This window comes from Immundisolibacter sp., assembly GCF_050250495.1.
GTDB lineage: Bacteria > Pseudomonadota > Gammaproteobacteria > Immundisolibacterales > Immundisolibacteraceae > Immundisolibacter.
In genome coordinates, this window is record NZ_JBFWOM010000006.1 from 92,265 (window position 1) to 115,131 (window position 22,867).

22 protein-coding genes and 1 tRNA gene are annotated in these 22,867 nt (G+C 70.3%); 10 read left to right on the forward strand and 13 right to left on the reverse strand.

Features of this window, described 5'->3' with window-relative positions; genetic code table 11:
- The first annotated feature begins 38 nt into the window (after positions 1 to 38).
- The 3 genes from AB7F93_RS06485 to AB7F93_RS06495 are packed head-to-tail and all read left to right on the forward strand — an operon-like array spanning position 39 to position 1,938.
- Positions 39 to 299, forward strand: a complete 261-nt coding sequence (locus tag AB7F93_RS06485; protein WP_428302075.1) for a hypothetical protein — start codon at positions 39 to 41, stop codon at positions 297 to 299.
- Between the two features lie 59 nt (positions 300 to 358).
- Positions 359 to 1,189 carry a DUF692 domain-containing protein gene (locus tag AB7F93_RS06490; RefSeq protein WP_428302076.1) on the forward strand — a complete coding sequence of 277 codons (831 nt, stop codon included), beginning with the start codon at positions 359 to 361 and terminating at the stop codon, positions 1,187 to 1,189.
- Positions 1,186 to 1,938 (forward strand): DNA-binding domain-containing protein, encoded by a 753-nt coding sequence (locus AB7F93_RS06495; RefSeq protein WP_428302077.1) that lies wholly within the window; start codon positions 1,186 to 1,188, stop codon positions 1,936 to 1,938. Before AB7F93_RS06490 ends, AB7F93_RS06495 begins: the two co-directional genes overlap by 4 nt.
- 84 nt (positions 1,939 to 2,022) lie before the next feature.
- On the opposite strand, the gene AB7F93_RS06500 is transcribed toward AB7F93_RS06495, so the two are convergent.
- Positions 2,023 to 2,099, reverse strand: a tRNA-Met gene (locus AB7F93_RS06500).
- A gap of 127 nt (positions 2,100 to 2,226) precedes the next feature.
- Between AB7F93_RS06500 and lptM the strand changes: the two genes are divergently transcribed.
- Together lptM and lysA are read left to right on the forward strand one after the other, a co-directional pair.
- Positions 2,227 to 2,382 carry an LPS translocon maturation chaperone LptM gene (gene lptM, locus AB7F93_RS06505; RefSeq protein ID WP_428302134.1) on the forward strand — a complete coding sequence of 52 codons (156 nt, stop codon included), beginning with the start codon at positions 2,227 to 2,229 and terminating at the stop codon, positions 2,380 to 2,382.
- Positions 2,379 to 3,626: a diaminopimelate decarboxylase gene (gene lysA / locus AB7F93_RS06510; RefSeq protein ID WP_428302078.1), complete on the forward strand. Its 1,248-nt coding sequence runs from the start codon at positions 2,379 to 2,381 to the stop codon at positions 3,624 to 3,626. The genes lptM and lysA overlap by 4 nt, the downstream gene beginning before the upstream one ends.
- A gap of 168 nt (positions 3,627 to 3,794) precedes the next feature.
- Here lysA and AB7F93_RS06515 read toward each other — a convergent pair whose 3' ends face one another.
- From AB7F93_RS06515 to AB7F93_RS06550, 8 genes are all read right to left on the reverse strand, one after another.
- On the reverse strand, positions 3,795 to 5,021 hold the full coding sequence (locus AB7F93_RS06515) for a porin (RefSeq protein WP_428302079.1): 1,227 nt from the start codon (positions 5,019 to 5,021) through the stop codon (positions 3,795 to 3,797).
- 208 nt (positions 5,022 to 5,229) lie between these two features.
- Entirely contained in the window at positions 5,230 to 7,122 is a 1,893-nt protein-coding gene (gene htpG, locus AB7F93_RS06520; protein ID WP_428302080.1) for a molecular chaperone HtpG, read from the reverse strand.
- A gap of 103 nt (positions 7,123 to 7,225) precedes the next feature.
- Positions 7,226 to 7,750 (reverse strand): DUF3106 domain-containing protein, encoded by a 525-nt coding sequence (locus tag AB7F93_RS06525; protein WP_428302081.1) that lies wholly within the window; start codon positions 7,748 to 7,750, stop codon positions 7,226 to 7,228.
- Positions 7,737 to 7,949 (reverse strand): hypothetical protein, encoded by a 213-nt coding sequence (locus AB7F93_RS06530; protein WP_428302082.1) that lies wholly within the window; start codon positions 7,947 to 7,949, stop codon positions 7,737 to 7,739. Before AB7F93_RS06530 ends, AB7F93_RS06525 begins: the two co-directional genes overlap by 14 nt.
- On the reverse strand, positions 7,901 to 8,260 hold the full coding sequence (locus tag AB7F93_RS06535) for a hypothetical protein (protein ID WP_428302083.1): 360 nt from the start codon (positions 8,258 to 8,260) through the stop codon (positions 7,901 to 7,903). The genes AB7F93_RS06530 and AB7F93_RS06535 overlap by 49 nt, the downstream gene beginning before the upstream one ends.
- A complete protein-coding gene (locus AB7F93_RS06540) occupies positions 8,257 to 8,796 on the reverse strand; it encodes an RNA polymerase sigma factor (RefSeq protein ID WP_428302084.1) in 540 nt (179 codons plus the stop codon). The genes AB7F93_RS06535 and AB7F93_RS06540 overlap by 4 nt, the downstream gene beginning before the upstream one ends.
- Positions 8,797 to 8,815: 19 nt before the next feature.
- Entirely contained in the window at positions 8,816 to 9,250 is a 435-nt protein-coding gene (locus AB7F93_RS06545; RefSeq protein ID WP_428302085.1) for a hypothetical protein, read from the reverse strand.
- A 105-nt stretch (positions 9,251 to 9,355) separates the two neighbouring features.
- Complete coding sequence (locus tag AB7F93_RS06550) at positions 9,356 to 10,534, reverse strand: alkaline phosphatase family protein (protein WP_428302086.1); 1,179 nt, start codon at positions 10,532 to 10,534, stop codon at positions 9,356 to 9,358.
- 65 nt (positions 10,535 to 10,599) lie between these two features.
- Between AB7F93_RS06550 and AB7F93_RS06555 the strand changes: the two genes are divergently transcribed.
- Together AB7F93_RS06555 and AB7F93_RS06560 are read left to right on the forward strand one after the other, a co-directional pair.
- A complete protein-coding gene (locus AB7F93_RS06555; RefSeq protein WP_428302087.1) occupies positions 10,600 to 11,769 on the forward strand; it encodes an aromatic ring-hydroxylating oxygenase subunit alpha in 1,170 nt (389 codons plus the stop codon).
- 2 nt (positions 11,770 to 11,771) lie between these two features.
- Positions 11,772 to 12,260, forward strand: a complete 489-nt coding sequence (locus AB7F93_RS06560) for an aromatic-ring-hydroxylating dioxygenase subunit beta (RefSeq protein ID WP_428302088.1) — start codon at positions 11,772 to 11,774, stop codon at positions 12,258 to 12,260.
- A 17-nt stretch (positions 12,261 to 12,277) separates the two neighbouring features.
- On the opposite strand, the gene AB7F93_RS06565 is transcribed toward AB7F93_RS06560, so the two are convergent.
- Complete coding sequence (locus tag AB7F93_RS06565; protein WP_428302089.1) at positions 12,278 to 12,943, reverse strand: Crp/Fnr family transcriptional regulator; 666 nt, start codon at positions 12,941 to 12,943, stop codon at positions 12,278 to 12,280.
- A gap of 57 nt (positions 12,944 to 13,000) precedes the next feature.
- Here AB7F93_RS06565 and AB7F93_RS06570 point away from each other — a divergent pair, with 57 nt between their 5' ends.
- From AB7F93_RS06570 to AB7F93_RS06580, 3 genes are all read left to right on the forward strand, one after another.
- Positions 13,001 to 15,016: a CHASE2 domain-containing protein gene (locus tag AB7F93_RS06570; protein WP_428302090.1), complete on the forward strand. Its 2,016-nt coding sequence runs from the start codon at positions 13,001 to 13,003 to the stop codon at positions 15,014 to 15,016.
- Positions 15,017 to 15,170: 154 nt separating this feature from the next.
- The gene (locus tag AB7F93_RS06575) at positions 15,171 to 18,380 is read left to right on the forward strand and encodes a TonB-dependent receptor domain-containing protein (RefSeq protein WP_428302091.1); all 3,210 of its coding nucleotides are present in this window, start codon (positions 15,171 to 15,173) and stop codon (positions 18,378 to 18,380) included.
- Positions 18,381 to 18,412: 32 nt separating this feature from the next.
- Positions 18,413 to 18,724 (forward strand): hypothetical protein, encoded by a 312-nt coding sequence (locus tag AB7F93_RS06580; protein WP_428302092.1) that lies wholly within the window; start codon positions 18,413 to 18,415, stop codon positions 18,722 to 18,724.
- A 20-nt stretch (positions 18,725 to 18,744) separates the two neighbouring features.
- Here AB7F93_RS06580 and dapB read toward each other — a convergent pair whose 3' ends face one another.
- The 3 genes from dapB to dnaK all read right to left on the reverse strand — a co-directional run bounded on the left by dapB (position 18,745) and on the right by dnaK (position 22,842).
- Positions 18,745 to 19,563 (reverse strand): 4-hydroxy-tetrahydrodipicolinate reductase, encoded by an 819-nt coding sequence (dapB, locus tag AB7F93_RS06585; RefSeq protein ID WP_428302093.1) that lies wholly within the window; start codon positions 19,561 to 19,563, stop codon positions 18,745 to 18,747.
- A 142-nt stretch (positions 19,564 to 19,705) separates the two neighbouring features.
- Positions 19,706 to 20,815 carry a molecular chaperone DnaJ gene (gene dnaJ, locus AB7F93_RS06590; protein ID WP_428302094.1) on the reverse strand — a complete coding sequence of 370 codons (1,110 nt, stop codon included), beginning with the start codon at positions 20,813 to 20,815 and terminating at the stop codon, positions 19,706 to 19,708.
- 113 nt (positions 20,816 to 20,928) lie between these two features.
- The gene (gene dnaK / locus AB7F93_RS06595; RefSeq protein ID WP_428302095.1) at positions 20,929 to 22,842 is read right to left on the reverse strand and encodes a molecular chaperone DnaK; all 1,914 of its coding nucleotides are present in this window, start codon (positions 22,840 to 22,842) and stop codon (positions 20,929 to 20,931) included.
- Positions 22,843 to 22,867 lie beyond the last annotated feature (25 nt).

The following is a 22,867-nucleotide window of genomic DNA, read 5'->3' on the forward strand; positions in this document are numbered from 1 at the left end:
GCCCACCGTTTCAACTTACCACCCAGAGGATCGAGACCATGGCCAGAACCAGGACTTCCGGCGCGCTGCTTGCCACTGCCGCCGCCGCGCTGCTGCTGTCGGGCGCCGCGGCGCCGCTCACCGCCCACGCCGAGGACGCCAAGGTGCAGTGCCTGGGCGTGAACGCCTGCAAGGGCCAGAGCGACTGCGCCACCGCCAGCAACGGCTGCAAGGGCCAGAACGCGTGCAAGGGCAAGGGCATGAAGGCGATGACCGAGGCCGACTGCAAGGCCGCCGGCGGCACCGTCAAGGCCGAGTGAGCCACTCCGGTTGAGCCACAAGGGCCGGGGCGTACGTCCCGGCCCTGTCTTTCATCTCCATGAACTCAAGCCAACGACTCGGCTTCGGCCTCGGTCTGCGCCGGGAACACTTCGCCGACCTGCTGGAAACCGCCCCGGCCGGCGTGGACTGGTTCGAGGCCATCAGCGAGAACTTCATGGTCGCCGGCGGCAAGCCGCTGGCGGTGCTCGAGCACGTGCGGCGCGACTTTCCGCTGGTGCTGCACGGCGTGTCGCTGTCGATCGGCGGCATCGACCCGCTGAACGCGGATTACCTGGGCCGCCTCGCGGCGCTCATCGACCGTTTTCAGCCCGCCTGGGTGTCGGACCACCTGTGCTGGACCGGCGTCGACGGCCTGAACCTGCACGACCTGCTGCCGCTGCCGTACACCGCGGAAAGCCTTGCCCACGTCGCCGCCCGCGTGCGCCGCGTGCAGGACCGGCTCGGCCAGCGGCTGGTGCTGGAGAACCCGTCGACGTATCTGGCCGCCGCCCACAACGACATGGGCGAGTGGGAGTTTCTGGCGGCGCTCGCCGAACAGGCTGACTGCCTGCTGCTGCTCGACGTGAACAACGTCTACGTGTCGGCCTGCAACCACGGCTTCGACCCGCAGCGGTACCTCGCGGCGATCCCCCCGGCGCGGGTGGTGCAACTGCATCTTGCCGGCCACAGCGAGGTCGGCGGCTTCAAGATCGACACCCACGACGCGCCCGTGTGCGAGGCAGTCTGGGCGCTGTACGCGCAGGCGGTGCGGCGCTTTCCGCACGCCGCCACGCTGCTGGAGCGCGACGCCAATATCCCGCCGCTGGCGGAGCTGATCGGCGAACTCGACCAGGCGCGCGCGCTGGCAACGCAACAGGACGCAGCGTGACCGCGCTTGCCGATTTCCAGCGCTCGCTCGCGGCGCACATTCGCCACGGCGCCGCCGTGCCGCCGGGTCTGGTGGCGGATGGCCCGGCGTTTCCCGCCGCGCGACGACTGGCCGTGTACCACGACGCCTACCGCCTGCGTCTGATCGACGCGCTTGGCGAGGACTTTCCGCTGCTGCGGGCTCTGCTCGGCGAGACCGGCTTCCAGCGTCTCGCACAGCGGTATCTGGCCGCCTGCCCGTCGCGCTCGCACACGCTGCGCGATCTGGGTTGGGGCCTTGCCGGCTTTCTCGCCCGCCGGCCGGCGCTGCGCGCCACGGCGGCCTTCGAGTGGGCCTTGCTTGATGCCTTCGACGCGGCAGACGCGCCGATACTGACGGCCGCCGACCTCGCCGCCGTGCCGCCGCAGCGCTTCGCGCGCCTGCGCTTCGCCCTCGCGCCCGGCGTGCAGGTGCTGCGCCTGCGCTGGAACGTGCCGCAGGCGTGGAGCGCCTGGCAAGGCGGCGCGGCGGCCGCCGTGCCGGCACGTTTGCCGGCGCCGGTGGATTGCCTGATTTGGCGGCGCGAGCAGCGCGTTTATTTCCGCAACCTGCCAACCGACGAGGCGCTTGCGCTCGCGGCGCTGCGGCGGGGGCGTGGCTTCGGGGCCATTTGCCACGCGCTGGCTGAGGCCGGCGATGTGGACACGGCGCCCGCGCGGGCGGCGCAACTGCTCGCCAGCTGGCTGGCGGAGGGTCTGCTCGCGGCGTGAGGGCGGGCGTTTCCCAACGGGAGGCCCGCTGCCGTCCGGGGAAGGGCAGGTGCGCCGCGGCGAGAACGCGGGCGGATCAAGACGTGGTGGCTATGGGTGGACTCGAACCACCGACCCCGGCATTATGAGTGCCGTGCTCTAACCGGCTGAGCTACATAGCCATTGTTCGGGGGGCGCGTAGTTTAACAGCATCGGCCGGCGCGCCACACTGTGCCGGCACATCGTGTCGGCCCCGTCTCGCGCGAGTCGGGGCCGCGCCGCCTCGCGAAGGAGCCTCCCGTGTCCTGCATGTCCCGTTACCCCGGCCGGTCGCTGGCTGCCGTGGGTCTGTTGCTGTTGTTGTCCGGATGCGGCCAGACCGGGCCTCTCTACATGCCGCCGCCGGAAGCGCCAGCCCAGGCGCCCGCCGCCGAAGCTACGCCGCCGGCCGAAGCCACCCCGTGAGCCCGCTGCACTACCGCGGCGGCGCGCTGCATCTGGAGGGCGTGGCGCTGGCGGCGGTGGCCGAGCGCTTCGGCACGCCCTGTTACGTCTACTCGCGCGCCGCCATCGAGGCCGCCTACCGCGCCTACGATGCGGCGTTCCGCAACCGCCCGCACCGCGTGTGTTATGCGGTGAAAGCCAACTCCAACCTCGCGGTGCTGAACCTGCTGGCGCGACTGGGCGCCGGCTTTGACGTGGTGTCCGGCGGCGAGCTGGCGCGCGTGCTGCGCGCCGGCGGGGAGCCATCGCGGGTGGTGTTCTCGGGTGTCGGCAAGCGCGTGGAGGAACTGCGCGCGGCGCTGGCGGCCGGCATCGCCTGCTTCAACGTGGAGTCGGCCGCCGAGCTCGACCGGCTGAACGCCGTGGCGCTGGACATGGGCCGCGTGGCGCCGGTGGCGCTGCGCGTGAACCCGGACGTCGACGCCGGCACGCACCCGTACATCTCAACCGGTCTGAAGACCAACAAGTTCGGCATTCCGGCCGCCGACGCGCGGGCGCTGTATCGGCGCGCGGCGAGCCTGCCGGGTCTTGCCGTGCACGGCATCGCCTGCCACATCGGCTCGCAGCTCACGGATCTTGCGCCGCTGCGCGAGGCGGCCGGGCGCATTGCGGCGCTGCGGGCGGAGCTGGCCGAGGACGGCATCGCCATCGGGCATGTGGATCTCGGCGGCGGGCTTGGCATTGCCTACCGCGACGAGGCGGTGCCGAGTCACGCCGAGTACGTGGCCGCCATCAGTGCGCCGTTCGACGGCAGCGGCGTTGAGATTTCCATCGAACCCGGGCGGTCCATCGTCGGTGCGGCGGGCGTGCTGCTGACGCGGGTCGAGCACCTGAAGCCCGGCGCCGAGCGCAATTTCGCCATCGTGGACGCGGCCATGAACGACCTGATGCGCCCGGCGCTGTACGACGCGTATCACGCGGCGCTGCCGCTACGCGAGACGGGCGACGCGACGCAGACGTGGGAACTGGTCGGGCCGGTGTGCGAAAGCGGCGACTTCCTCGCCCATTCCCGTTCACTGGCGCTGGCGGAAGGCGATCTGCTGGCGCTGCGCGACGCGGGTGCCTATGGGTTTGCCATGAGCAGCAACTACAACACCCGCCCGCGGCCGGCCGAGGTGATGGTCGACGGCGAGCGTGTGCACCTCATCCGTGCGCGGGAGACGCTGGACGACCTGTGGCGCGGCGAGGTCGTGCTGGCGGATTGAGCGCGCGACGAGCGAGGCGGCGCACGGCCGCCCCGCACGTCGGGCGGGCGGGGCAGGACGCCCCGCCACGGCCAAGGACGCGGGTCCTTGGCCGTGGAGCGCATCGCGGGCGCGGCCCGCGATGCAGCGAACTGAAAAATTCCATGGAAGGAATTTTCAGTTTCCGACTCAAAACGAGAAGCCCACGCCCGCGTTCATGCCGTGGTCGTCCTGGGCCGAGGTCGGGCCGTTCTTGTCCATGTAATCGAGCTTCAGCACCACCTGCTCCGACAGCCAGTAGTTGAAACCGACGTCGACCTGCCGGAACTTGCTGTCGGCGCTGTCGCCGGCGGTGTTGTCCCAGCGGTTGTAGCGCGCGAACACGCCCCACTGCTCGTTGAAGCGCCAGGACGGCTCCACGTACCAGCCGTTCTGCTCGTCGCGGCCGCGCGCCTCGGCCTGATCGCCGCCGATGTCCCAGGCCGCGTACAGCGCGCGCAGGCCGAACGGCCCGCGCTGGAACACGGCGTGCGTTTCCCACAGGAAGGCGCGGGCACGGTCGCCCAGGCCTTGCGTCAGGTCGTCCTGGTACTGGCCGGCGAGCGCCAGTTCCAGGCCCGGAATGCCGGTGTAGCGGATGCGCGCGGTGCCGGCCGGATCCTCGGCCGGCGCCTCGGACACTTTCTGGCGTCCACTGCGCGGCAGGAAGGCGCTGCTGCCGGTGATCGGCACTTCGAGACCCGAGTGCGCGGCCACGTGGTAATCCCAGCCGGGCGCGATGTCGCCGCGCAGGCCGACGCCGCCTTCCCACCAGGTGGTCGGGATGATGGCGTTCTCGATCGGGTTGCGCTCCACGCCGTAGAAGGTGTCCGGCTCGTGGTGCTCGTTCAGGATGCCGAGCGGCAGCAGGAACAGGCCGAACTGCGCGTGCTGGGCTTCGAACAGGTCGCGCTCGATGTAGGCCTGTTCGAGCTCGATTTCGCCCTCCTGGCCCTCGCCCGCGATGGAGTGTTCGATTTCCACCTCGGCGAACAGGCGCGTCCTGGCGTCGAACTCGTGCCCGAGGAACAGCACGAAGCGGTGAAAGTCGATCTCGTCCTTGCTTTGCAGGCTGTTCCAGTGCATCTCGCCATAGGCGCCGAGACTGGTCTTCTCAGTCCACGACGGGCCGCGCGCGGCGGCTTCCTGCTCGGCCTTCTCGACCGCCTCGCCGGTGGCGGCAACCTGCTGCTTGATCTGCTGGTTCTCGTTCTTGAGGGCGGCAATTTCCTGCTGCGCCGCGGCGAGCTGCGCCTGGAGCTGCGCCAGCGTCTGCTCGATGCTGTCGATGGATGCTGCGCCGTGCGCCATGGGCGCCAGCGCGCTGCCGAGCACGGCGGCGGCCAGCGCGCGCCGCGTCGAAGTGCGACCGTTCATGAATCCTCCCTTCGAGTGTGTGTAGCCGCGAGCCCGTTGCCGCGGTTGCAGGGAGTCTATATCAAAACAAGAACGATTCGCATTTATGAATTCGTGGCCGCCTTGATCGGCGTCAACGCCCGCCCGGCGCGCGTGACGGCAGCGACCGAGCGGGGGGGGAGTTGTAGCGGGCAGCGTCGACAAGGGCAGCGAAGCCCCCGTCGGCGCGTCACCCGCCGAGCAGCAGCCGGTTCATGCGCTGCACGAACTGCGCCGGCTGTTCGAGCTGGCCGCCTTCCGCCAGCAGCGCCTGGTCGTAGAGCAGCCGCGCCCAGTCCTGGACGTGCTCGGCGTCGGCGCCGGCTTTCACCCGCGTGAGCAGCGGGTGGCGCGGGTTCACCTCCAGCACGCGCTTGTTCTCGGGCACGTCCTGGCCGGCGGACTTGAGCAACCGTTCGAGGTTGCCGGACAGGCCCTCCTTGCCGGCGACGAGGCACACGGCGGATTCGGTCAGGCGATCGGACAGGCGCACCGACTCGACCACGTCGCCGAGCGCCGTCTGCAGCGCGCTCAGCGTCGGCGCCCAGTCGGCGTCCGCCACCGGGGGCAGGTCGGTCTGCGCCGGCGGCAGCTCGTCGAGCTTGAGATCCGCCTGCGCGGCCGATTGCAGCGGCTTGCCGTCGAATTCCGGCAGGCTGCCGACCAGCCATTCGTCGATGCGGTCGCCGAGCAGCAGCACTTCCACGCCGCGCGCGCGCAGCGCCTCCAGATGCGGCGAGGCGGCGGCCGCGGCCACCGAATCGGCGGTGATGTAGTAGATGGCCTTCTGGCCGTCCTTCATGCGCGCCACATAGTCGGCCAGCGACACCGTGGGCGCGGACTCGACCGTGGTCGAGAAGCGCAGCAGCGCGGCGATGCGGTCGCGGTTGCCGTGGTCCTCGACCACGCCTTCCTTGAGCACGCGGCCGAACAGACCCCAGAAGCGGGCGTACTTGTCGGCGTCCTCGCGCGCCATCTCGTCGAGCAGGCCGAGCACGCGGCGCGTGCTGCCGGCGCGGATGCTGTCCACCACCTTGCTGCCCTGCAGGATCTCGCGCGACACGTTCAGCGGCAGGTCGTCGGCGTCGATCACGCCGCGCACGAAGCGCAGGTACGCCGGCAGCAGGTGGGCCGCGTCGTCCATGATGAACACGCGCTTCACGTACAGGCGCACGCCGTGGCGGCGCTCGCGGTCCCACAGGTCGAACGGCTCGGCGGACGGCACGAACAGCAGCGCCGTGTACTCGTGGCTGCCTTCGACGCGGCTGTGCAACTGCGCCAGCGGCGGCTGCATGTCGTAGCTGAGCTGCTTGTAGAACGCGTCGTACTCGTCCTGGGTGATCTGCGCGCGCGGGCGCACCCACAGCGCGGTGGCCTGGTTCACCGTGTCCCAGGCGGGCGCGTCGGGGGTTTCAGCCTCAGACTGATCTTCATCGGCCACCGGCTTCGCCGCCGGCATGCGCACCGGGAACGTGATGTGGTCCGAGTAGGTGCGGATGATCGACTTCAGACGCCAGGCATCCGCGAACTCGTGCGCGTCGTCGCGCAGGTGCAGCACGATTTGCGTGCCGCGCGGCGCGGCGACCGTCTCCAGCGTGTAGTCACCCTCACCGGCCGACTGCCAGCGCACGCCGTCCTCGTCCGGCCGGCCGGCGCGGCGGGTGGTCAGCGTCACCCGGTCGGCGACGATGAAGGCGGAGTAGAAGCCCACGCCGAACTGGCCGATCAGGCGCGCGTCCTGGGTCTTGCTGTCCTGCATCGCCTTCACGAACTCGGCCGTGCCGGAGCGGGCGATGGTGCCGATGTTGGCGATCACCTCCTCGCGGCTCATGCCGATGCCGTTGTCGCGCACCGTCACGGTGTGCGCGGCGGGGTCGCACTCGATCTCGATACGCAGCTCGCCGCCGCCGTCCAGCAGCGTGCCATCGCTGTAGCCCTCGAAGCGCAGCTTGTCGAGCGCGTCCGACGCGTTCGAGACCAGCTCGCGCAGGAAGATTTCGCGGTTGCTGTACAGGCTGTGGATCATCAGCTTCAGCAGCTGACTGGTTTCGGTGGTGAAGCTGAGCGTTTCGGCGTGCGTCATGACGGCCTCGTGCGGTCGGGGCGGTGGCGGGGGGCGACTGGCGCGGATATGGGGCGCACGCGGCGTAATTCAAGAGCGGCGCCGCGACCGGGCGCGGCGTCGTTCAGCGGTCCGGGTTGCGCCCCGGACGCTCGCCCGACCGGTCGCGCCAGCGTTGCAGGCGCTCGCGGCGCTCCTCGGGCGGCAGGGCCTGAAACCGCCGCCGCAGTTCCTGCCGCTGCTCGGGCGGCAGCGCCCGAAACCGCTGCCAGCGCTCGCGAAGCCGCGCCTGCTGGTCCGGCGGCAGGGCCTCGAACTGCCGGCGGCGCTGCTGCAGGCGCTCGCGCTGTTCGGGGCTCATTTCCCGATACCGCCGCAGGCGCTCGCGCGCGGTGGCCTGCTCGTCGGGCGTCATGCGCTGCCAGCGTTCGGCGCCTGTGATGAGCCGCTGCTGGCGCTGCGCCGGCAGGCTGTCCCAGCGCTCGCGCAGCGGGGCCAGCAGGCGCTGCTGTTCGGGCGCCAAGCCGGACCACGGCACGGCGTCGTCGGCTTGGGTGGGCCCAAGCCACAGTAGCGCCAGCACCACGGCCGCGCGTTGCAGCCAGGTCGGCACGTTGATGCGACGAAATGGCTGTCTAGTCGTCAGCATGGTCGGCCTGCGCGGGTGGCGGCGGGCTGTTCGGGTCTTGCGCGGCGGTGTCGTCGGCCGCGTCGACGAGCGCGGCGTCCTCACCCCATTCGCCGATGAATTCGAGCAGGTCCGCGTCCGGCGGCGGCGCGTTGGCGTGGCTCACGGCGGTCACGAGGGCGAGCGCGGCGAGCCAGCGCCGTCCACTTGGTCGAGCCACTGATAGAACTCCAGGTCTTCGTAGACCGCCGCGTCGGTGGCGGTGGCGTAGTCGAGCGCATCGGCGTCGGCGGGGAAGCGGCCTTCGCGCGGCAGCAGCGTCACGACGAGCAGCGCCGCCGCGCAGGCAACCGCGAGCGCCGGCCAGCGCCGGGCCGGCCGCTGCCACCAGCGCACGGGTGACGCCGCCTGCGCCACGGCGCGGCGGCGCGCGGCCGACAACCGCGCCAGCGTGAGCGCGTCGAGCGTGTGTTCGCTGTCCTGCAACAGCCGCCGCGCGGCGTCGGCCAGCGGATCGCGATCAGGGTTCATGGCCAGTGCTCCCCGAGCACCGCGCGCAGCGCGACTAGCGCCCGGAACAGGTGTGTTTTCACGCTGCCCTCGCTCACGCCCATGGCGCGCGCGGCCTGCGCGGTGTCCGCCTCTTGCCAGATGCGCAGCGTGAACGCCTCGCGCTGGCGGTCTGGCAGGGCGCGCAGCGCCGCTTCGAGCGCGACGAGCGCCTGTGAGCTTTCGGTGCCGCGCTGCGGCCCCGGCGCGGGATCGGCGGCGAGGTTGGCAAGCGGGTCTGGCGCCTCGTCGTCGGTTGCCGCGAGTTCCACAAAGTAGCGGCCGTCTCGTTTTCGCGAGCGCCGGCAGTCCTGGATGCGGTGTTCGAGGATGCGGTGGAACAGCGCCGGCCACTGCGCGGGATCGCGCCCGCCGTAACTGCGGGCGAGGCTCAGCATGGCGTCCTGCACGATGTCGAGCGCATCGGCGCGGCTGCCGACGGCGGTTTCCGCCACGCGCAGCGCGCGCCGCTCGATGCTGGCGAGGAAGGCATCCAGCGCCGCCGCATCCGCCTTCACCGGTGCGGCATGGCTTGGCTCAGCGGCCGCGGCGACGGGCGCCGCCGCCCGCGTGCGGGCGGTTGTCGATCCGGTTGTGGATGCGCTCGCCGCGGTTATCAAGCCGGGTGTCGATGCGGTCACCGCGGTTGTCGAGGCGGGTGCCGATGCGGTCGCCCCGGTTATCGAGCCGCGTGTCGATGCGGTCGCCGCGTTGATCCAGGCGCGTGGCGGCGTTATCGCGGCCGGCCGCGGCGGCGCGATCGGCGGCGCTGTCGAGCCGCTGATCGATGCGATCGCCGCGGTCGTCGAGGCGGGTGTCGACGCGCTCGCCGCGGTTGTCGAGGCGGGTGTCGATGCGGTCACCGCGCTGGTCGAGGCGTTGCTCGATGCGGTCGCCGCGGCCGTCGTCGGCGAAGGCAGTCGTGGCGAGACTCGCGCCGATCAGCGTGGCGAGCAGAAGGGTCTTGCGCATGGTGAGGCTCCTGTGCAGGTGGGGTGCGGGCCGTTTCCGCCGGCCCGTAGCCAATAACGGATGTCGCGTGGCTGCGGTTGACAGGCGGTTCAAAAAATACCGCCATCAGGTCTCGAACACCGCCAGCGGCACCCGCCGCTCGGCGTCGCTGAGGCCGCCGTGCACGCCGACCGGCGCGAACGGCGTCTCGCCCGGCAGGCGGTCGCGCAGCGTCCAACCGTCCGCCATGGCAATCACGAAATCGCCAACGCGCTGCGCGAGCGCGGGATGGGGCTCGCCCGGCCCCAGAAAGCCGGCGTCGATGAACTGCTGGCCGGCGTGAATCGTGGCCCGCTCGCCCAGAAACTCCGCAAGGTCGGCGCCGAGTGCGTCGCGTTCACCCGGCTTGGCGTGCACGAAGGCCAGGCGCGACTCGCCGGCGAGCGGCAGGCGCAGGCGCTGCACGATCTGCGGCCGGTCGTTCAGCAGCAGGGCGTGACCGGGCGCGATGTCGACAAAGCCGTGATCGGACGTCACCAGCACCGTCGCGTTCGTGCCGGCGACGGCCTTCAGAAACCGCGCCAGCTGCGCCTCGATGTCGTGCAGGTGCTCGCGCGTGCGTCGGTGGCCGATGCCGCGCTCGTGGCCGAGATGATCGAGTTCCGGCCAATACGCGTGGATATAGCGTGGCGGGCCGTCCGCGCGCAGCAGCCGTTCCAGCAGGCCGAACAGGCCCGTCAACGAGCGGTAGCCGTGCACGGCGGCGGGGCCGGCGTGCTGGCGCGTGTAGGCGGAGCCCACCAGGCGCCGCGCGGTGACGACATGGCAGTCGCGGGCGAGGCGCGCCGCGAGCGGCGGACTGCGGTACAGCGTCGCAAGGTCATCCGCCGGCAGCGAGCGGCCGTTTCGCACCCTCGCCAGCAGCGGCAGCACGACCTCGTCGCGCGCCTCGAACGGCGTGAACCAGCCGAGCAGGCCGTGGCTCGCCGGCGACTGCCCGGTGAAAAACGTGGTCACCGCCGCCGCGGTGGTGGCCGGGCACACGCTGCGCAAGTCGACGAGCCGATTGTTCGACAGCGGCCCGCCGGGGCTGGCGTGGGCCAGGTACTCGCTGCCAAGACCATCGATGATCAGCAGCACCAGGCTGCGCTTGGTGGCGAGCGTTAAAGGATCGAGCGGGGGCAGCGCAGATCCTGCACACGCGCCGCCGGCGGCGCGCTCGATGCTCGCCATGAGATTGAGCGTGCCGGGCGCGGCAAAGTCTTCGGCACTGACGCAGGTCAACGAACGTTCTGGTTTAAGCATGCAGACTGTTATAAATAGGCTTCGGGCGCGCCGACGCCCGCACGCCGTCGACTGGAGTATCGACCATGAATGCACCCCGCAGTGATTTGCCGGTCCGCACCTGGACTGACCACACCCACGTGCCGTACTACCTGTACACGGACGATGCCGTCTACCGCCAAGAGCTGGACCGCATCTTCTACGGCCCGTTCTGGCATCCGGTGGCGCTGGAAGCGGAACTGCCCAAGGTCAACGACTACAAGACCATCGTGGTCGGCGAAACGCCGCTGATCGTGACCCGCGTTGGCGCCGACGAGTTCGCCGTGCTGGTGAATGCCTGCGCCCACCGCGGCGTGCAGATCACCACCGAGTTCAAGGGCAGCGCCACCGACTTCAGCTGCCCGTACCACGCGTGGGCGTACGACAACTGCGGCAACCTTCGCAACGTGCCGGGCGAGGACCGCTTCCCGGACAACTTCGACAAGCGCCACTACGGCCTGCGCCGCCTGCGCGCGCAGCTGTGGAACCAGGTGCTGTGGGCGACGTTCGACGACGCCGCGCCGCCAATCGAGGAGTTCTTCGGCGAGGTGGCGGACTCGATCCGCGCCGCGCTCGGCGGCGGCGATCGCAAGCTGCAACTGCTCGGTTATCAGAAGATCGTCTTCAACTGTAACTGGAAGGTGTACATGGACAACGACGGCTACCACGCCGGCCTACTCCACACCGCCTTCCGGATGCTGAACTACCAGGGCGGCAAGGCCGATCTGGTGGCGGATGGCGCGGCCGGCCACTGGGGCTCGCACTACGGTGCGCACCGCATGGTCGACAACGGGTATCTGGCCGACGCATCGCTGGTGATGACCGAGGGCGACGAGCGCACCGCGGCGGTGAACCTGCTGCGGCCGGTGACGCAGGTGGTGAAGCATCTGAACGCCATGAACTTTCGCTTCGGCCGCCCGCTGGGACCCGACAAGACCGAGGTGCACTACACGTATCTCGCGTTTGCCGACGACCCTCCGGAGCTGCTGCAGCACCGCATCCGCCAGTCGGCCAACCTGCTGGGGCCGAGCGGTTTCGTCAGCATCGAGGACGGCTCGATGTTCGAGCGGGTGCAGAAGGCCATGGGCGCGCCGGGCGGCGAGATCAACTTCCTGAAGGGCCTCAAGGAAAGCCCGGACGGCCACCACAGCCTGCAGAACGACGAGGCCGGCAACACGCCCTGGTGGCGCTACTACAAGCAGGTGATGGGACTTTGAGCATGAACGTGATTCTGGACCCCGGCCTGCTGGCGCGGGTCGATGCCCTGCAGCAGGCCTACGCCCATGCGCTCGACCGGCGCGACATGCAGGGCTGGCTGGCGTGCTTTGCAAGCACCGGCCGCTATGAGCTCACCTCGGCCGAGAACGTGCGCCTGGGGCTGCCGGTCGGCATGATGCTGGACGACTGCCACGAGCGCCTGCGCGATCGGGTGAAATTTGTGAACGAGGTATGGGCGAGCGTGGTCGATCACTACCAGCCGCGGCACATGCTGTCGCGCGACCTGTGCGCCTGGGGCGACGACGGCGCCATCGCCGCCAGCACCAACTTCTCGGTGTTCTACACCAACGCCGAGGGCAAGTCGGCGCTGCTGGCGACCGGGCATTATGAGGATTTGATCGTCGACGAGGGTGGTGCGCTGCGTTTTGCTGCCAAGCGGGCGGTGATGGATACCGCCGTGCCGTCGCGCTACATCATCTATCCACTGTGACGCGCTGCCGGCGCGGTTCAAAACCGCGCCGGCAGCGGTTTCTTGAGCACGATGCGCTGGCGGTTGGTGTCCACGTAGCCGCCGCGGCGCAGTTCGCGCAACACCCGCGCCACCATCTCGCGCGACGCGCCGATGCGCGCCGCCAGTTCGCGCTGGGGCGGCGGATTCATGATCACGCGCTGCCCGTCCTGGTCCACCGACAGCTCTCGAAACAGTTGCGCCAGGCGATGGTAGACATCGCCGAGCGCATACCCGCGCACGGTGGCCGTGAGCCCACGGATGCGCTGGCCGAGTGCTTCCAGCAGCCGATCGGTGGCCTGCGGGTAGGCGATCAGGAGGCTGCGCAGCGCCGGCCCGGGTACCGTCAGGAAGCGCGCCGGAGTCGTGGTGATGATTGAGGCCGAGCGCAGGCCATCGCCGAGCAACGCCAGTTCCCCGAACCAGCTGCCGGCCTTGAGCGTGTTGACCGTCGCCTCCTTGCCGTCGTTGCCGGTGATGAACACGCGCACCTCCCCGGTCAGCAGGAAATACACCGTCGTGCTGGCGTCGCGCTCGCTCATCAGCAGGTGGTCGGCCGGGGTCGTGCGCACGCGACCGATCTGCTGCAAGCGCTGCAAATCGTCATCCGACAGCGGTTGCAGGATCGAGAATTGTGCGAGTTCGGAAGCCAGTTGCTGTGCCATTCTTCCGGTCCGGGGGGTGCGGTGAGCCGATCGATTATCCGGGTGCCGGTTCGGCCGGTGCAAACCTGGACCGCGCTCGGTATCGCCGGGCTGGTGTGGTTGCTCGGGCTGCTGGCCTGGCAGGTGCCGGGTGCCGATCGGCTGGAGCGGGACGTCACCCTGCCGTGGTTGTTTGCGAGCCGCGGCCCGCGGCCGGCGCCCGCCGAAGCGCTGATCGTCTCCATCGACTCGGAGTCTGCCCGCCGGCTCGGTCTGCCGTCGCGCATTTCGGACTGGCCGCGCAGTGTTTATGCCCGGCTGATCAAGCGCACGGCGGCGGCCGGGGCCGACGTGATCGCGATCGACGTGTTCTTTGCCCGGGCGCGGCTGGGTGCCGGGGACAAGCAGTTGGCGAGCGCCATCGCCGACGCCGGCAACGTGGTCCTGTTCGGCCGCATGCGGCGGGAGGTGCGGGCGGTCTCCGAGGCCCACAGCGACAGTCAGGTGATGGTCGACCGCCTGTACCGACCGTATCGGCGTTTTGCGGACGCCGCCGCCGCGGTGGCGCCGTTCGTGCTGCCCAAGGCGCCGGCGCGGGTCGATCGGGTGTGGTTGTATCACCCGGCGGCGCCGACGCTGGCCACCCTGCCGGCGGCGGCGCTGCGCGTGCAGGTGCAGGGCAACGTTTGCCCCCCGCCACCGGCCGCCACGGCGCTGCAACGCGCGGCCTGCGATCTGGCCGCGGGCGAGCCGGAGCGGCAGCTCAACTTCTACGGTCCGCCGCACGCCGTGCGGGTGCTGTCGGCCGCCGACGTGCTGCTCGGCACGGTGCCCGACCTGCGCGGCAAGGCCGTGTTCATCGGCCACATCGAAAAGTACTTCCCGGCGCAGCTCGACAGTTTTCCGACCGTGGTGGGGCGGGAGGACGGGCTCGACCTGTCCGGGGTGGAGATCGCCGCTACGGCGTATCTGAACCTGCTGCGGCAGGAATTTCTGCACACGCCGCGCGCCGCGGTCATGGCGGGTGGCCTGGCCGTGTCGGCGCTGGCACTGGCCGGGCTTTTTCTTGCCCTCGGCGTGCTGCCGGCGCTGGTGTTGGCGGCGACCCTGGCCGGCGGCGTCTACCTCGCGGTATTGCTCGTCTTCAGTCGTTGGAACGTATGGCTGCCGCTCGTGCCGTGGCTGGCGCAGGTGGCCGGAGCCCTGCTGGCGGCGATCGCGCTGCGCGCCCGTGCGAGCGGTCGCGAGCGGGCGCAGGTGGTGGCGGCGTTTCGTCCGTACCTGCCGGCGCACGTGGTGCAGGCCGTGGCGCGCGACGCGTCGGGCGCGTTGGCCAGCCACCGGTCGCGGCCCATCCGCGCCGTGTGCCTGATCAGTGACGCGGCCGGCTACGCCGCGCTCGGCGAGCGCCTGCCGGCCCGGCGGCTGCACGAACTGGCGAACCGTTACTTCGCGACGCTGCTGGAACCCATCCACGCGCAGCAGGGCATCGTGACCGACATCGTCGGCGACTCCGCGCTCGCCCTGTGGCCGCTCCTGCACGCCGGAGTTGGTGCGCGCCTGCGTGCCTGCCGGGCAGCCATGGACATCCAGGCGGCGCTGGCGAACTTCGAGCTGCCCGGCGGCGGCCGGCTGCCGACGCGGATCGGCCTCCACCTGGGCGAACTGGTGCTGGGTCCGGTCGGCGCCGGCGAGCATTTCGAGTACCGGGCGATTGGCGACGTGGTGAACACGGCCAGCCGTATCGAGGCGCTGAACAAGCAGCTCGGCACGCAGGTTCTGGCCAGCGCCGAGGTGGTGGCAGGACTTCCGGACATCGACTGTCGACCGATCGGCCGCTTCGTGCTGGCTGGCCGGGAGCAGGCGCTCGCGCTGTACCAGCTGACAGGCGTCGCCGCGCGCGCCAGCACCCGGGTGCTGTTCGAAGAGGCGCTCGCCGCCTACGCCGCCGGGGACGTGCGCGCCGCGCTTGGCGCGTTTCAGGCAGTACAGGCGGCCGATCCGGACGACGGCGTGACGGCGTTTTACCTGCGGGCGCTGGAGCGGGGCGACGCCTTGCGCGAAGACGGCGCTATCGTCACTGTAAAAATCTGACGTTATGCTGAGGAGCGCGTTGCCCGCGTTGCCCGCGTGGCCATTGGGCGCCGCCTCGCCGCGGGCCTTCCGCCGGTAGCGATCCGCGCGCCGGCGGGCGCGCCGGTTTCAATCCCGAACAATCAACAACAAGGAAGTCCGCATGGGCCGGATAGTGGCCGACTTGCGAGCGTGGGTGGCGATTGCGCTGCTGCTGGCCGCGGTGCCCGCGTGCGCCTGCGAGGCGTGGGTGGCGCGGCTTGCCAGCGCGCGCGGCGTGGTCGAGGCGCAGGTCGACGCCGACGGTCCGTGGCGCGCGGCGCGCGCGGGCGACCGGTTCTGCTCGGACGTGTCGGTGCGGGTGGGCGCCGCCAGCAGCGCGGTGCTGGAGCTTGCCAACCAGACTGTCGTGCGCTTGTCGGAACAAAGCGCCGTGTCGTTCCGGCGTAGCCCTGATGCGGCCGTGTCGGCCGTGCAGGTACAGCACGGACGCGGGCATTTCCTGAGCCGCACGCCGCAGCGCTTCAACGCCGCCACGCCGTATCTGAATGCCGCCATCGACGGTACCGAGTTCCTGCTGGTGGCCGGCGATGTGGCCGATCAGCTGACGCTGTTCGAGGGCCAGGTGACCGCGGCCGGCCGCACGCTGAAGCCCGGCGAGAGCCTGCGCGTGACACGCGCCGGCGAGACCGAGGTGCGGGTCGGCGCCGGCAGTCGCGACGGCCTGGACTGGGCGCTGCATTACCCACCGCTCTCGGGAACGGCGCTGGCCGAGGCGCGGGCACGGCTCGCTGCTGGTGACGCCGCGGCAGCGCAGGAACTCGTGCAGGCTGTCAGGGAAGGTGCCGAGCCGCCGCAGCGCGCCGAAGCGCTATCGCTGCAAGCAGTCATCGCGCTGGCGCGCGGTGAGACCACCGAAGCCGATCGTCTGAGCGCCGAGGCGACCACACTGGCGCCGACGGTGCCCAATGCCTGGCTGGCGCGCTCGTACGCGCGGCAGGCGGCGTTCGATCTGGCGGGTGCGAGGCAGGCGGCCAGCCGCGCCGCCCAACTTGCACCCGCGGACGACCTTGCCGGCTTGCGCCTGGCCGAACTCGACCTGGCCGCAGACGATCATCGCGCCGCGCGGCGCCGGGCGCAGGCGGTGCTAGCCGGCCCGCAGGCGGGATATGCCCGGCGGCTGTCGGGTTTTGCGCAGCTGGTGGGCGACGACGCCCCGGCCGCGCAGGCGCAGTTCGAGCAGGCGAGCGCCGCCGATCCGCTCGACCCACTGGCGCGCCTGGGCCTGGGCCTGGCGCTGATCCGCCAGGACGATCTCGCCGCCGGCCGCCGGCAGATGGAGATCGCCGTCAGTCTCGACCCGGGCCAGTCGCTGCTGCGCAGTTATCTCGCCAAGGCGTACCTGGCCGAGCGGCGCGACCACCCGGCGCAGGCCGAGCTTGGCCGCGCCCGGGAACTCGACCCCGCCGACCCGACGCCGTGGTTTTACGAGGCGCTCGGCCTGCTGGCGGCCAACCGGCCGGTCGAGGCGCGCGCGGCGCTGGAGGAGTCGGTCAAGCGCAACGACAACCGCGCCGTGTACCGCTCCAAACTCCAGCTCGACGAGGATCTGGCCGCCCGCCAGGCCAGCAGCGGGCGCGTGTACGAGGCGCTCGGCTTCGAGCAGCTGGCCCGGCGCGAGGCGAGCGCCGCGCTGGCCAGCGACCCCACCGACTTTTCCGCCCACCGGCTGCTGGCGGACAGTTACCTTGGCCTGCCGGACCACGAAACCGGCCGCCTGTCGGAGCTGCTCCAGGCGCAGTTGTGGCAGCCGCTGAGCGTGCTGCCGCTGCAGCCCCAGGCGCGAGCGGAGGATCTCGGCATCCGCCAGGGCGCGGTGTCCCTGCAAAGCGGCCTCAACGAATACACGCCGCTGTTCGTGCGGGACGGGGTGAGCGTGCTCGCCAGCGCCGTCGGCGGCGGCGATGGCCTGTTCAGCAACGACGTCATGGCCACCATGCTGTCGGGGCCGCTGTCGATCTCGGCCGCGCAGTTCGGGTACAGCACCGACGGCTTTCGCGACAACGCCGACCAGGACATCGACCTCTACGACCTGTTCGCGCAGTGGCGCGTGGCGCCCGGCACCAGCGTGCAGGCCGAGGCGCGGCGTCGGCGCGAGGAGCGCGGTGACATTGGTCTTTATCCGTTCGACGACGTCGACTCGCCGACGCTGCGCCAGTTCCGCGACCGCGACACCTACCGCCTCGGCCTGCGGCACGACTGGGCGCCCGGCCACAGCACGCTGCTGTCGGTACAGCGCGAGAGCGTGCACGAGGGGCAGGATTACGAACTGGAGATTCCGTTCCCGTTTCCGCCGCCGACCACCATCACAGTGCCGTTCAAGGTGCGAGGCGACAGCAAACCCCTGCTGGTCGAGGCACAGCAGGTGGTCTCCGGCGCCGCCGGGCGTCTGCTGTTGGGCGGTGGTCACTACCGTGCGAACGGTGACGTCGACATCAACGGCTTCATGCTCGATCAGCACGACCGCCAGCACAACGGCTACGCCTACGGTTACGTCGACGGGCCCGGCGGCACGCAGTGGACACTCGGCCTGGCCGTGGATTCAGTCGATGCCGACGTCGTCGACAAGACCCGCTGGAGCCCCAAACTTGGCCTGGTGTGGGCGCTCGACGATCGCACCACGCTGCGCGCCGCGGCGCTGCGCGCGGTGCACCGCGAGCTGATCGGCAAGGGCACCATCGAGCCGGTGCAGGTGGCGGGCTTCGTGCAGTTCTTCGACGACGTGATCGGCACGCGCAGCGACCGCTACGCGCTGGGTCTGGATCGGCGTCTGCTCGATGGTCTGGACGTCGGCGGCGAGGCGAGCTGGCGGCGCCTCGAAACGCCGTACCTGGCTTTTCCGAACACGCGCGAGGTCAGCCAGGACCGTCAGCAACTGCACAGGCTGTACGGTTACTGGACACCGGCTGCGCGCTGGGCGCTGCGCGCCGAGTACCGCTACCAGAAACGTACCCACTCCGATGAGGCGCCACGCGGGGTCGAGTCCGGCAACTGGGGGATTTTCGATCTGCGCACGCACAGCGTGCCGCTGGGTGTGCGTTACAGCCACCCGGCCGGATGGCTGGCCGATTTCGCCGTTACCGGCTACCGGCAGAACGGTGATTTCGTGGTCACCACCAATGGCGAGCAGCGCCACGCCCGCGACAGCTTCTGGCTGAGCGACGCGCGCCTCGCTTACCGGCTGCCGCGCCGGCTAGGACTGGTGAGCGTGGGGGTGAGAAACCTGTTCGATACCACGGTGCAGTTTCAGGATACCGACCCGCAGAATCCGGAGCTGTACCCGGAGCGTCTGCTGTACGGCAGCGTGAGCTTGATGTTCGATTGATAGGCCGACGCAAGGGAGGATGAGCAATGAGGATGTGGTGCAAGACCGGTTGGGCGGCAGCCGTGCTGCTGGCCTGCGCAGCGTTGTCCGGCTGTGGCCAGGAGAAAGCCGCCGAGCCGCAGGCGAGTCCCTTTGCCGGCCTGCCGTTCGTGCTGGTGCCGGATCAGAACGGCAACCTTGAGCCGCGGACGCCCGACGGCAAACCCATCGCCCCGAGCGATGTGCCACCGCCGGATGCGATCAAGGCCATTCGTGGTGTCAGTCAGGTGACCGTGCTCAAGGCTGAAGGCTCCTGCTACTACTGGGTCTTCATTCTCGGGCGTTGGTATCTGATTCCCTGCTGACCCCCGCGCCGGCGGGCGGTTCAGCGCAGCCCGAGCACGTCCTGCATGTCGTAAAGCCCGGCCGGCTGGCCGGCTAGCCAGGCCGCGGCGCGCAGCGCGCCGCGGGCAAAGGTGAGGCGGCTGCTCGCCTTGTGGGTGATCTCGATGCGCTCACCCTCGCCGGCGAACAGCACCGTGTGGTCGCCGACGATGTCGCCGCCGCGCACCGTCGCAAACCCGATCGTGCGCCGGTCGCGGGCGCCGGTCTGGCCCTCGCGGCCGTAGACGGCGCAGTCGGCGAGATCCCGCCCCAGCGCGTCAGCCACCACCTCGCCCATGCGCAGCGCGGTGCCGGACGGCGCGTCCACCTTGTGGCGGTGGTGCGCCTCGATGATCTCGACGTCGAAGTCGTCGCCCAGCACCTGCGCCGCCTGCCGCAGCAGCGCCAGACACAGCGTGACGCCGACGCTCATGTTGGCGGCGAACATGACGGGCGTGCGCGTGGCGGCAGCGGCGAGTTCCGCCTTCTGCGCGGCGGTCAGGCCCGTGGTGCCGACCACCAGCGCGCGCCCGCTCGCCGCGCAGGCCGCTGCGTGCGCGAGCGTGGCGGCGGGGCTCGTGAAGTCGATCAGCACGTCGAACGCGCTCGTGGCGAGCGCGTCATCGGCCGTGACGGCGATGCCGTTCGCCGGCAGGCCGGCCAGCACGCCGGCATCGAGCCCGAGCGCGCTGCTGCCGGCGTGCTCGAAGGCGGCCGCGAGCGCGAGCCCCGGCCGCTCGGCGCAGGTGGCGATCAGCGTGCGGCCCATGCGGCCGGCGGCGCCGGCGATGGCGATGCGCAGCGGGGTGGCGGCGGTCATGCGGGGCCTCGTGTGGAGTGGGTCCGGGGCAGGAGGCCCCGGCATGAATCGAGGGTGTCACCCTCGATTCATGGAGCGCCGCGCGGGTGTGACCCGCGCGGCAGCGAGCTGAAAATTCCAGGGAGGGAATTTTTCAGCAGAACTAATCGAAAAAGCGCTTCACGCGGTCGAGCCAGGACTGCTCGCGCGGGCGGTGGTGTTCGCCCATGGTCTCACCAAGTTCGCGCAGCAGTTTCTCCTGCCGCTCGTCGAGGTTGACCGGCGTTTCCACCGTGGCGCGCACCATCAGGTCGCCCACCTCGCGCCCGCGCACCGACGGCATGCCCTTGCCGCGCAGGCGAAACACGCGCCCGGTCTGCGTGCCGGCCGGCACACTCAGGCTGAGCCGCCCTTCGAGGCTCGGCACTTCGAGCTCGCCGCCGAGCGCGGCCGTGACCACGCTGATCGGCACCTCGGTATGTAGATCACCGCCGTCGCGCTCAAACAGCGCATGCGGGCGCAGATGAATGTCGACGTAGAGGTCGCCCGGTGGGCCACCGCGGCGGCCGCCCTCGCCCTCGCCCGACAGACGAATGCGGTCGCCGGTGTCAACGCCGGGCGGGATTTTCACCTCGAGCTTTTTCGGCTTCTGTACGCGCCCGGCGCCGCGGCAGTCCGGGCACGGGTCGGTGATCACCTGCCCGGCGCCGCGGCACTGCGGGCAGGTCTGCTGCAGCGAGAAGAAGCCCTGCTGGATGCGCACCTGGCCGTGGCCGCCACAGGTATTGCACGCGACCGGCTTGGTGCCGGGCTTGGCGCCGCTGCCGTCGCAGGTGTCGCAGTTGACCAGCACCGGGATGTCGAGCGTGGCGGTCTTGCCGCGAAAGGCTTCCTCCAGCGTGATTTCGAGCTCGTAGCGCAGGTCCGCGCCGCGGCCGGCACTGGCCCGCCCGCCGCGCCCGCCGCCGCCGCCAAAAATGTCCGCGAACACGTCGCCGAAGATGTCGCCAAAGCCCGCGCCGCCCGGCCCACCCGGCCCGGCCTGCTGATTGAGCCCGGCGTGGCCGTAGCGGTCGTAAATGGCGCGCTTGTCGGCGTCCGACAGCACCTCGTAGGCGGCCTGGACTTCCTTGAAGCGCTCCTCGGCCTCGGCGTCACCCTGGTTGCGGTCCGGGTGGTACTTCATGGCCAGGCGCCGGTAGGCCTTCTTGATTTCGCTCTCGTCGGCCGTCTGTGGCACGCCGAGCACTTCGTACAGATCCTGCTGCGCCATGGTGTGGGTGGTCTGTGGGGCGGTTCAGTACACGAACCCCGGCGCGGTGCGACCCGGCCGGGGTTCGGTTTCCTACCTGCTCTGTGGCCTGTTCTCTGGCCTTCGCCTTGGCCTCAGTGGCCGTCGCGCACTTCCTTGAACTCGGCGTCGACCACGTCGTCACCGCTGCGGCCGCCGGGCGCGGCGTCGGCTGCGGGCTCGGCCTGCTCGCCGCCGCCATACATCTTCTCGGCGAGGCTGGCCGAGGCGGCCGACAGCGCTGCGGTGGCCGCCTCGATGGTGTCCTTGTCATCGCCGCGGGCGGCGTCCTCGGTGGCCTTGATGGCCTCCTCGACGCGGGTCTTCTCGGCGCCATCGAGCTTGTCGCCAAGGTCCGCCACCGTCTTTCGCACCTGGTGCACCAGGTTGTCGGCCTGATTGCGGGCGTGCACCAGCTGCGCCGCCTTGTGGTCTTCCTCGGCGTGCGCCTCGGCGTCGCGCACCATGCGCTGGACTTCCTCATCCGACAGGCCGCTGGAGGCCTTGATGACGATCTTCTGCTCTTTGCCGGTGGCCTTGTCCTTGGCCGACACGTGCAGGATGCCGTTGGCGTCGATGTCGAACGTGACCTCGATCTGCGGCATGCCGCGCGGCGCCGACGGGATGTCGGTCAAGTCGAACTTGCCGAGCGACTTGTTGCCGGCCGCCATCTCGCGCTCGCCCTGCAGCACGTGCACGGTCACCGCGGTCTGGTTGTCGTCGGCGGTGGAGAAGGTCTGCGCGGCGCGGGTCGGGATGGTGGTGTTCTTCTCGATCAGCTTGGTCATCACGCCGCCCAGCGTCTCGATGCCGAGCGACAGCGGCGTCACGTCCAGCAGCAGCACGTCCTTGACGTCGCCGGCCAGCACGGCGCCCTGGATGGCGGCACCGACGGCGACCGCCTCGTCGGGGTTCACGTCCTTGCGCGGCTCCTTGCCGAAGAAGTCCTTGACCGCGTCCTGCACCTTCGGCATGCGCGTCTGGCCGCCGACCAGGATCACCTCGTCGATCTGGCTGCCGGACAGGCCCGCATCCTTGAGCGCGGTGCGGCAGGGCTCCAGCGTGCGGGTGATCAGGTCCTCGACCAGCGATTCGAGCTTGGCGCGCGTCAGCTTGATGTTGAGGTGCTTCGGCCCGCTCGCGTCGGCCGTGATGTACGGCAGGTTGATCTCGGTCTGCTGCGTGGACGAGAGCTCGATCTTGGCCTTCTCGGCGCCTTCCTTCAGGCGCTGCAGCGCCAGCGGATCGTTGCGCAGATCCACGCCGGCGTCCTTCTTGAAGGTGTCGGCGAGGTAATTCATCAGGCGCACGTCGAAGTCTTCGCCACCCAGGAAGGTGTCGCCGTTGGTGGCCAGCACCTCGAACTGGTGCTCGCCGTCGACTTCCGCGATCTCGATGATCGAGATGTCGAACGTGCCGCCGCCGAGGTCGTACACGGCCACCTTCTGGTCGCCGCGCTTCTTGTCGAGGCCGTAGGCCAGCGCGGCCGCGGTCGGCTCGTTGATGATGCGCTTGACCTCGAGCCCGGCGATGCGCCCGGCGTCCTTGGTGGCCTGACGCTGGCTGTCGTTGAAGTAGGCCGGCACCGTGATCACGGCTTCCGTCACCGGCTCGCCGAGGTAGTCCTCGGCGGTCTTCTTCATTTTCTGGAGCACGCGGGCGGAGATTTCCGGCGGCGCCATCTTCTTGCCGTCCACTTCCACCCAGGCGTCGCCGTTGTCGGCCTTGACGATCTTGTACGGGACGATGTCGATGTCCTTCTTGACCACCGAGTCCTCGAAGCGGCGGCCGATCAGGCGCTTGACCGCGTACAGCGTGTTGTGCGGATTGGTCACCGCCTGGCGTTTGGCAGACTGGCCGACCAGCACCTCGCCGTCCTTGCTGAAGGCGACGATGGACGGGGTGGTGCGGTCGCCCTCGGCGTTTTCGATGACGCGCGGCTTGCCGCCTTCCATGATGGCGACGCACGAGTTGGTGGTGCCGAGGTCGATGCCGATGATCTTGGCCATGGGTGTTCTCCGTGAACGGGTGTGG

Bases quoted from the DNA above. Each gene is read 5' to 3' on its own strand.
- AB7F93_RS06485 (WP_428302075.1), top strand. From the start codon at position 39: ATGGCCAGAACCAGGACTTCCGGCGCGCTGCTTGCCACTGCCGCCGCC.
- AB7F93_RS06490 (WP_428302076.1), top strand. From the start codon at position 359: ATGAACTCAAGCCAACGACTCGGCTTCGGCCTCGGTCTGCGCCGGGAA.
- lptM (WP_428302134.1), top strand. From the start codon at position 2,227: ATGTCCCGTTACCCCGGCCGGTCGCTGGCTGCCGTGGGTCTGTTGCTG.
- AB7F93_RS06515 (WP_428302079.1), bottom strand. From the start codon at position 5,021: ATGAACGGTCGCACTTCGACGCGGCGCGCGCTGGCCGCCGCCGTGCTC.
- htpG (WP_428302080.1), bottom strand. From the start codon at position 7,122: ATGACGCACGCCGAAACGCTCAGCTTCACCACCGAAACCAGTCAGCTG.
- AB7F93_RS06525 (WP_428302081.1), bottom strand. From the start codon at position 7,750: ATGCTGACGACTAGACAGCCATTTCGTCGCATCAACGTGCCGACCTGG.
- AB7F93_RS06535 (WP_428302083.1), bottom strand. From the start codon at position 8,260: ATGAACCCTGATCGCGATCCGCTGGCCGACGCCGCGCGGCGGCTGTTG.
- AB7F93_RS06545 (WP_428302085.1), bottom strand. From the start codon at position 9,250: ATGCGCAAGACCCTTCTGCTCGCCACGCTGATCGGCGCGAGTCTCGCC.
- AB7F93_RS06550 (WP_428302086.1), bottom strand. From the start codon at position 10,534: ATGCTTAAACCAGAACGTTCGTTGACCTGCGTCAGTGCCGAAGACTTT.
- AB7F93_RS06555 (WP_428302087.1), top strand. From the start codon at position 10,600: ATGAATGCACCCCGCAGTGATTTGCCGGTCCGCACCTGGACTGACCAC.
- AB7F93_RS06560 (WP_428302088.1), top strand. From the start codon at position 11,772: ATGAACGTGATTCTGGACCCCGGCCTGCTGGCGCGGGTCGATGCCCTG.
- AB7F93_RS06565 (WP_428302089.1), bottom strand. From the start codon at position 12,943: ATGGCACAGCAACTGGCTTCCGAACTCGCACAATTCTCGATCCTGCAA.
- AB7F93_RS06580 (WP_428302092.1), top strand. From the start codon at position 18,413: ATGTGGTGCAAGACCGGTTGGGCGGCAGCCGTGCTGCTGGCCTGCGCA.
- dapB (WP_428302093.1), bottom strand. From the start codon at position 19,563: ATGACCGCCGCCACCCCGCTGCGCATCGCCATCGCCGGCGCCGCCGGC.
- dnaJ (WP_428302094.1), bottom strand. From the start codon at position 20,815: ATGGCGCAGCAGGATCTGTACGAAGTGCTCGGCGTGCCACAGACGGCC.
- dnaK (WP_428302095.1), bottom strand. From the start codon at position 22,842: ATGGCCAAGATCATCGGCATCGACCTCGGCACCACCAACTCGTGCGTC.